This window comes from Desulfonatronovibrio magnus, from assembly GCF_000934755.1.
Classification (GTDB): domain Bacteria; phylum Desulfobacterota; class Desulfovibrionia; order Desulfovibrionales; family Desulfonatronovibrionaceae; genus Desulfonatronovibrio; species Desulfonatronovibrio magnus.
Genome location: NZ_JYNP01000121.1, coordinates 1 through 5,058, shown reverse-complemented (window position 1 = coordinate 5,058; position 5,058 = coordinate 1). Strand labels below are relative to the sequence as shown.

At 45.4% G+C, this 5,058-nt stretch carries 5 protein-coding genes; all 5 read right to left on the bottom strand.

Going from position 1 to position 5,058, the window contains the following annotated elements; all coding sequences use genetic code 11:
* Nucleotides 1–492 precede the first annotated feature (492 nt).
* Nucleotides 493–648 (bottom strand): hypothetical protein, encoded by a 156-nt coding sequence (locus LZ23_RS24130; protein WP_157493205.1) that lies wholly within the window; start codon nt 646–648, stop codon nt 493–495.
* 104 nt (nt 649–752) lie between these two features.
* On the bottom strand, nt 753–1,355 hold the full coding sequence (locus LZ23_RS22620; protein WP_052507329.1) for a hypothetical protein: 603 nt from the start codon (nt 1,353–1,355) through the stop codon (nt 753–755).
* Nucleotides 1,356–1,366: 11 nt separating this feature from the next.
* Nucleotides 1,367–3,025, bottom strand: a complete 1,659-nt coding sequence (locus tag LZ23_RS11305) for a vWA domain-containing protein (RefSeq protein WP_045214249.1) — start codon at nt 3,023–3,025, stop codon at nt 1,367–1,369.
* A gap of 15 nt (nt 3,026–3,040) precedes the next feature.
* Entirely contained in the window at nt 3,041–3,931 is an 891-nt protein-coding gene (locus tag LZ23_RS11300) for a DUF3150 domain-containing protein (RefSeq protein ID WP_045214248.1), read from the bottom strand.
* 1 nt (nt 3,932) lies between these two features.
* A complete protein-coding gene (locus tag LZ23_RS11295) occupies nt 3,933–4,859 on the bottom strand; it encodes an AAA family ATPase (RefSeq protein WP_052507328.1) in 927 nt (308 codons plus the stop codon).
* Between the last annotated feature and the right edge of the window lie 199 nt (nt 4,860–5,058).

The window sequence follows — 5,058 nt, the reverse complement described above, 5'->3', positions numbered from 1 at the left end:
TTTTTCCGCTGTAGGTCTTTGTGAGGTGTGTTCCAAGTTAAGCGCATAACAACTATAGGTTTCACTTTACGCTAAGCTATCTCATTTTGGGTTTCACTTTTATGTTAAGTTACCTTAACTTTAGGCTTCACTTTATGTTAAGTTATCTTAACTTGGGTTTCACTTTATGCTAAGCTATCCTAACTCGGAACACTTGAATAAATTATCTTACGATCATTATAATGTCAACTGTTTTTTTTTTCAAAAATTCTAAGTGCAATATTTCTCTGTGAGGGGCCAGCAATGAAGTTGCCAGCCCCATCCCTCTTATCCAGTAAATCTCCAGGCAGTAGCTAAACCAACCAACATACACCATGATACCAAACACAAACGCTTCCAGAAGTAATGTTTACGCTCGTGGTAGCTCATTCTACTACGCCGGATCTCTTGTCTCAGCTTGGCGCCTATTGAAGTAACTCCATGAGCATCCTGCATATTTTTTTACCTCCAAAGTTAATTATCGTAGTAATCAAGCATCACGCCATACACACCGGATTGCTTGATTATAAAGGCAGCGTACTCTCTTGCCTTTACTTCATTTTCAAAGATACGCTCTGACTCTGCTACATCTGCGCCCAGGAATTTTCCCATCTTAACTACTGACCACATTGTTATTTCCCTCCCTGATCAGAACCGATTGCGTTTAAAATCCCTACAATGACCGTTGCAATTGCAGTTATTAACTCTCCATTTGAATTTCCCATGTTTTCCTCCTATTCAGGTTGTTGAAGTTTAATGATCAGCTCAGAGGCATCCTGAGCACTAAGCCTGGATACTTCACGGTTAAATATCTCTTTAGACACTTCGTTCAGGTCTTGGTTAGTGTAGCCTTTGATTCTTCCCAGGTTGGCTATAGCTCTTTTTTGAGCTTCAGTAATGCCCGGTAATTTGCCGTTTCCATTGCCATTGTTATTATTACTGCTGGGATACTCTTCCCCTCCCAGTTCTTCCAGGGCTGTTATTCCAATGTTTGTAATATCCCGCAGCACACGGGCCTTTGCTCTTGTAGAAGCCATACGGATCAGATGGGCTGCAATCATCTTGTTTGTATTCCTTGGGGATGCATCGCCCAGGTCTGAGAAGACCTTACCCCCAGAAGTTACAGCTGTAGCCAGGCATATAGCCATCTGTCCGTTGTCCTCTGTAGGCATTTGTAAGGGCTGGACTTCAAGTTTTACCAGACCTTGCTGATGGGCCAAATCCAGTAATCCAGCGTACGTTACAAAATCTTTACCTTTAAGGTTTATCATAAAGCGCTCGTCCAGCTTCGGGGGTTGTGGTTTTCTGAGTTCCGGTAAGTTATTTTGTTGGAGCATATATCTCTCCTTTATGGTTGTGTGGTTAAGAGTCTCTCAAAAAGTTTAAAAGCCTTACTAGGCAAGTCTTTAACATCCTTTACGACCCCATAGATCGGGAATATCTCAGGATGAGCTACTTCCTCAATCCCCAGGCATACTACTTTAATATTCAGGTCAATGGCCTCTTGAATTGCAGTCTCTGCTTCTAATTTACTGTCGGGATCTCCGTCTGTCAGGATCAGCAGGACCTTTCTGGGTTCAGTCAGGCCGCATAACCTACTTGCAGCAAGCATTACAGCTGGAGCCAAGGGTGTGTCTCCTTTAGCCTTGGCTGGATAGAGCAGTTTACTGGTATGGTTTCTTCCGTGTGGCATAATTTCAGCTACAGGCACTGTCTCAGAATCTCCGTTAAGGCGATATGGATACACTGCCGGGAATATACTCAGAGCCAGGTTAATGCCTCGTACATAACTTAGAGACTTTAGTAGAGCCATTGTAGTTGTCTTCGCGATCTCGAACCTGTTCCAGTTACGCATAGAGCTTGAGTTATCCAGGAGGACATGCACAGCGGTATTAACCTGTTTTACAGGGGAGCGGCGTAGGAATAGCCTGGGTTCACCTGTTCTAATCTTGTGTACCAGGTTTCTGGCTATTCTGTTACCAGATAATCCAGGTTTGGAATGATCCAATACCTGAGCCTGCAGCAGGCCTCTAAGGTTTGCAGATAACTTAGAGACCAGCTGGGTTGAGGCTTTGATCTCCTGTTCTGTATAGCCAAATTCCCGGATGACCTGTTCTTTTGCTGAGCCTGCTACTCGGAGCGTATCCCGGGATTCAGCCTTGAGAGCCATGTTCCTCAGCTGAGAGCCTATATCCTGTTCTTCCTCTGTGGAGTTCAGAGCCTGCTCAATGGGGTGTTCTGAGTTGCCTGGTTGATTATCTTGGTCCTTCGTGGATTGTGGAATACTGGGGTCTGGTGAGTCATTTTGTGGATTAGTGGAATTAGGTGTTTGTGTATCACTGGTATCTTTGTCAGATTCAGACTCCGGCTTAGGCCTTTCCTGCTTCTGTTTCTGCTTCTGCAAGTGTGTAGCGAGTAACTGCACCAAGGCCTCAACCATATCCGATACATCTTCAGGGCTATCCACCTTTGAGTAAGGCATTACAGTATCCAGCAAATCCTTTTGTAGCTCAGGGCCGAATGTATCCAGGAAGACCTGGTCTGCATGTATTGCAAGGCTATTCAGTGCGGTTTGCTTCAAGTGCTGAGTTCTTAACAGTAGGACCAGATACCCGCAGATTATACTCGCCGGATTATCGCCTAGGTTTAACTGGAATATCCCAGGTTCAGCTTTTAGAAGCTCTGCTACGAGCTTTTTGTAATTCGTAGCCATGCCAGGGTAAAGCTCTGCCATTTTGTATTCTATGCGGCAATCTTCCAGGATATTCCATAATGACTTATGTAGAGCTGTCTTCTTGGGGATGCTCTGGAAATTCGTTAACCTGACATGTCCTATCTCGTGATCCAGGTAGCCCCTGACGATCCAGGAACTTTCCCTGCTGGTCAGGGGGAGAGTTATGGTTTTGCCGTCTGTGGCTGCTGTGCTGGAATTATCAAACTTCACGTTTACCTTGTTTTTCCGGGCCAGTGTTGTAGCCAGACTGATCATCTGTGGGGGTGATAGCATTACTTTGTACTCCTTTTAGAACCAGGCCTCGGGTAGCCTGGGTTGGTTGTGTGGTATTGGGGGTAGGGTAGTAGTCTTTTGTGGGGCGTCGTACTTGAACTGATAGTCTATTCCACTTCTTGTTGCCTCAAGGATGTCCTTCAATATACTTGGGTTCTTGAGCTGGATGAGTAATCTGATTAACCGGAATAGATCGTGTCCATGCAGGGCACCTCCAGTATCCCGCTCGCCCATGATTTTAGACAGCTCCTGTTCAATGGTTACAACTCCTGGCTGTACAAAGGCTAAGCCCTGCAGCTTACCCTGTAGCCGTTCAATGCGCTTCAGGTTCTTCTGTGTTGCCCGTTCATTGCCCTTTATGCTCTGGTACACATCCTCCGAGATATGACTTATCTCGTGGAGCACACTGCCAGTCAGGTCATCTGCTACTTGCTCAGATGCAGACATCTTAAAGGTCCTCCAGGTAAAACAGAATTTCTTCTCTACGCTCTCCGGTGTTTCAAGGTACGGAGCGATTATCCTTGACCATTTCCTGTTCTGCTCCAACCACTGTTGCTGGTCTTTGTCGAACCTGGAAAGGAACAGAGCCTTCTCCTGGGTGAATTCTCTGACAAAGTTTTTCAGGGCACTTTCTACTTCTGACTTTCTGGCTTCTGGGATGATCCAGATTTTTCCGGAATAGAGAGATACAGCCACGCTTTCCAGATAGGTCAGTGTTTTGGTACGGACCTGCTGTATGGGTTTAAACTTTTCTTTGGCATGTATTCTTTTAGATCCCAGAGAAATAAGGTCTTCAGGCGGGAGCTCCACGTCTTTGAAGTCCTCTGCCTTGAGGTTCTTGGAGCCACTCCAGAGCTTTATGTCCAAGATTAATCCAACTGAATTTTCAAATATTTGGTCTTTCATTTTATAACTCCTGGTTGAAGATACGTTGATAGATTTCAGAGATAACAGGGCGACCGTCTTTACTGCATTTGTTTAACAGCACATATTTCAGAGCTTCAGATAGGGGATTGTTAATTCTGGGTACTTTCTGGAAAAACAGCGCAGCCTTAGCCCATTCCCTTATTTCCCGGGTGGACATGGTGTCGGGAATGTGGGCCTCTTCAGACTTATGCGCTTGTCTTACCTCACCTGCAAAATCCACCATCTTCTTTGCTATCTCTTTGTTGCCCGTAATGCCCTCCACTATCTGAATCTCTACTTCAGGCTCCGGATAATCCACCTTGAAGGTCCACTGCAGGCGGTTCATAAAGGCTCTGGACATCTTGAGGGTCCCAGAGTAGCCGTTAGCTTCACCATCACCGTGTCCGGTAGTATTTGCAGTAGCTACAAGCCTGAAGTCGTTGTGGGGTTTTATCACCTCAGAATTATTGGCTGAGAGGACCAAAGGCCGTCCGTCCAGTACAGAGTTTAGAGCTACCAAGGTACTTGGATCTACCAAATCAATCTCATCGAACAGGAATATCCCGCCTGCTTTCATAGCCATAGGCAGAGGTCCGTACTCGTAAGTGAACCCACCTTTATCGTTGGGTACATACTGTCCTGCCAGGTCTAACCATTCCAGTCTGTTATGGCCTACGATAGGGAATACAGGGATGTTACTCCGGGCTGCTACTTCATTTACAAGACTGGATTTGCCAGATCCCGTAGGGCCAGAGATAAGGCACGATAAGCCGCCAAACTGTAACCAACCCAGGAAATCTGCAGTTTTTTCGGGTCTGAATTGATACTCTGTTTTGCTGGGAACATAGTTTTCAAAGTCATGTTTATCCCTTACTGACCATGGGATTTCAGGGAATGAGGGATGAAATAATTCTTTTACTGTAGGCATTTTTGGTTCTCCTTTGAATGTTTTAAGAGTAAGCGCATAGGGTACAAATCACCTGTTTTGTGCCCTGGTAGACTACAAAGTTGTTTGTTAAATGGCAGCCGGGCCTGATTGAGAGATGATGTCCACAGTCCAGCTTGAACTTCTTGCCGATACATGAGTTGAATATTGAGATTAGGTCCTCTGAATTTTGGACGTACTT